Annotated in this window: 3 protein-coding genes; 2 read left to right on the forward strand and 1 reads right to left on the reverse strand. The window is 65.8% G+C overall.

The annotated features are described in order from the left end of the window. Positions 1-420: type II toxin-antitoxin system VapC family toxin (locus tag VTU_RS0103515; protein WP_010100821.1), on the forward strand; the 420-nt coding region annotated here is incomplete at its 5' end. Between the two features lie 136 nt (positions 421-556). Here VTU_RS0103515 and VTU_RS0103520 read toward each other — a convergent pair. Beyond that, a complete protein-coding gene (locus VTU_RS0103520; RefSeq protein ID WP_010100823.1) occupies positions 557-1,579 on the reverse strand; it encodes a LysR substrate-binding domain-containing protein in 1,023 nt (340 codons plus the stop codon). Between the two features lie 128 nt (positions 1,580-1,707). Between VTU_RS0103520 and VTU_RS0103525 the strand changes: the two genes are divergently transcribed. Further along, the coding region (locus tag VTU_RS0103525) for an SDR family NAD(P)-dependent oxidoreductase (RefSeq protein WP_010100825.1) at positions 1,708-2,456 on the forward strand (749 nt) is incomplete at its 3' end.

Raw genomic sequence — 2,456 nt, forward strand, 5'->3', positions numbered from 1 at the left:
GTTCTCGATACCAACGTGGTGTCCGAACTGCGCAAGGTGCGGCTTGGTAAGGCCGATGCAAACGTGACGACATGGACGGAAAGCGTGGACGCCGCTGACCTCTTTGTTTCGGCCATCACCATCATGGAACTGGAGCTTGGCGTTCTGTCGATTGAGCGTAAGGACGCCACACAAGGGGCCATGCTGCGCTCATGGCTGGAGCAGCACGTATTGCCCGAGTTCTCCGGTCGCACGCTGCCTGTCGATACCGCCGTGGCGCAACGCTGCGCCCGGCTGCATGTACCGGACAAGCGCGACGAGCGCGATGCACTCATCGCAGCAACGGCCCTTGTGCATGGCATGGCGGTGATTACTCGCAACGTCGCTGATTTCAAGCTCACAGGCGTGACGATCATCAATCCGTGGGAGGTGATGCAATGACCGCTGCCCATCGGGCATCTGCACCAGGGGCGGTGCCCGGGCGGTCGCTGCAGGTGACTTTCAGGTGTTTTTGTGGTGATGTTGAGGTGGCTCGGGGCGGCAGATCAGGGAGTAGCGAAGTGCACGCAGGGATGGGCTACCGCTGCACGCAGCCCCCCGCGTAGCGCCTGAGGTGGTCCACGAACAGGGTGGCAAATTCGGAAAGCGTTTCGTTCTTGCGCGTGAGCAAGCCAAAGGCCCTGAGGTCGCGCCCGATCTCGATCGGCAGCACTTGCAGCAAGCGGGCCCTGACGTGGTCGCGCACGACCGATTCGGGCAGCATGGCAATCGCGTCGCTGGACTGCACCAGCTGCAAGGTGGCAAAGATGGAAGTGCACTCGATCATGTTCTGCGGCGCGCCGACGCGCGCACGCGCAAACTCCTCCTCCAGCAGGACGCGCGCCGGCGAGCTGATCAGTTGCAGCACCCAGGGCCAGCGCACCAGCTCGGGCCAGCCGAGCGGCTGGCGCCGGCGCAGCAAGGCGTGCCGGCGCCGCACCACCGCGCACAGGGGCTCGTCCGACAGGGCCGCAAAGTCGAACTTGTTGTGCTCCAGCGGACCGGGCAGGCGGCCCACGGCGAGTTCGATTTCATGGCGCTCCAGCAGGCCGCAGATCTGGTCGCTGGTCTCCCCCAGGATGCGCACGTTGAGCAGCGGCCTCTCGCGTTTGAGGTCCGCCACCGCGCGCGCCACCAAGTCGGGCGCGGCGCCCATGATGGCGCCAAACACCAGATGCCCATGGCCGCCGTGGCGCTTAGTCTCCAGGTCTTCCAGAAAACGCTCCAGCGCGGCCTGCGCCTGCCGCGCGTAGGCCAGCACCTCGCGCCCGAGCGCCGTGACCCGCAACCCGCGCGCGTGGCGCTCGAACAGTGCGAAGCCAAAGGCGTGTTCGATGTCGGCGAGCATCTTGGTCGCGCCCGGCTGCGTCATGTGGATGCGCGCTGCCGCATGGCGCAGGGTCGAGGCCTCGCCCAGAACGCCCAGCAGCACCCAGTGTTTCAGCCGCAGCCGGTTGACGAGCCGCCGGGACAGCCCCAGGCCATCGCCCGGCGCGACCCCGGCCGCTGCACTGGCGGTATTCTGGGAACAGGGATCGGCGGGATTCGCGCGGGCTTGCATGATCGATAGCGCATGGGAATCAATGCGCTCAATTATTTGATTGGAAGCTTATCGCCGCAAATCTTACTATTCGCAACTGCATAAAAAGTCAGCATCCAGGCAAAGAAGCGCCCACCGGAGATACAGGAATGAATCAACTCGACATGGCCGGGCGGCACGCCATCGTGACCGGCGGCGCCCAGGGCATAGGCTACGCCGTCGCGCAGAGGCTGCTCGATTCCGGCGCCGCCGTGTCCCTGTGGGACGTGAACCAGGACCAACTGGCCGTCGCACGCGAACAATTGGCGGCCCGCGGCCCGGTCAGCGCCGTCGGGGTCGAGCTCACGGACGAGTCCTCGGTGAACGCCGCCATCGCGGCCACGCTGCGCGCGCACGGCAGCGTGCACGCCCTGGTGAACAGCGCCGGAATCACCGGCGGCAACGGGCTCACCTGGGAACTGGAGCCCAAGGTCTGGCGGCAGGTGATCGAGGTCAACCTCATCGGCAGCTACCTCAGCTGCCGTGCCGTCATCCCCGGCATGCTGGCGCAGGGCTACGGCCGCATCGTGAACATTGCCTCGATTGCGGGCAAGGAGGGCAACCCCAACGCTTCGCACTACAGCGCGTCCAAGGCCGGGCTGATCGGCCTGACCAAATCGCTGGGCAAGGAACTGGCCAAGACCGGGGTGCTGGTGAACGCGGTGACGCCGGCCGCCGCGCAGACGCCGATCTTCGACTCGATGAAGCAGGAGCACATCGACTTCATGCTGTCGAAAATTCCGCTGGGCCGCTTCCTCCAGGTCGAAGAAGCCGCGGCCATGATCGTCTGGCTGTGCACCGCCGATTGCGCCTTCAGCACGGGCGCCGTCTTCGACCTGTCGGGCGGACGCGCCACGTA

The sequence above is a fragment of the Verminephrobacter aporrectodeae subsp. tuberculatae At4 genome, assembly GCF_000193225.1.
Taxonomy (GTDB): Bacteria; Pseudomonadota; Gammaproteobacteria; order Burkholderiales; family Burkholderiaceae_C; genus Acidovorax; species Acidovorax aporrectodeae.

Excerpts from the sequence above, each read along its gene's own strand:
- VTU_RS0103520 (WP_010100823.1), bottom strand. The coding sequence starts at position 1,579 with ATGCAAGCCCGCGCGAATCCCGCCGATCCCTGTTCCCAGAATACCGCC.